General features: G+C 45.7%; 1 protein-coding gene. It reads right to left on the bottom strand.

Annotated features, from left to right (window positions below; translation table 11 throughout):
* Positions 1-339 (bottom strand): transposase (locus tag AWV70_RS15830; RefSeq protein WP_235588705.1); only part of this gene is annotated, 339 nt, incomplete at both ends.

The raw sequence follows: 339 nt of genomic DNA, 5'->3' as shown, positions 1-339 counted from the left end.
AGATCAGTATCTGCGAATCGACGGACATAGTTCTTCCCGAACGTGGAGAAATGAGGAACCTCTGTATGAAAGCCGTAGCCTAGGAACCAGCGATATGCCACGTTCGTTTCAATTTCCTTGATTGTCTGGCGCATGGATCGGATGCCGAAGGTATACTGAATGAATGTCATCTTGATCAGCACCACAGGATCTATGCTCGGTCTTCCAATGGTTGAGTAAAGATCTTCAACTAATGGATAGATAAAGGAGAAATCAAGAGCCGCATCCAGTTTGCGCACCAGATGGTCTTGAGGAACCAACTGTTCTATGGTCAGCATTTCCAACTGTTCGCGTTCATTA

The sequence above is a fragment of the Sporosarcina koreensis genome (genome assembly GCF_001531445.1).
GTDB lineage: Bacteria > Bacillota > Bacilli > Bacillales_A > Planococcaceae > Sporosarcina > Sporosarcina koreensis_C.
Note: the sequence above shows the minus strand (reverse complement) of the source record. Positions and strands in the feature narration are given on the sequence as shown.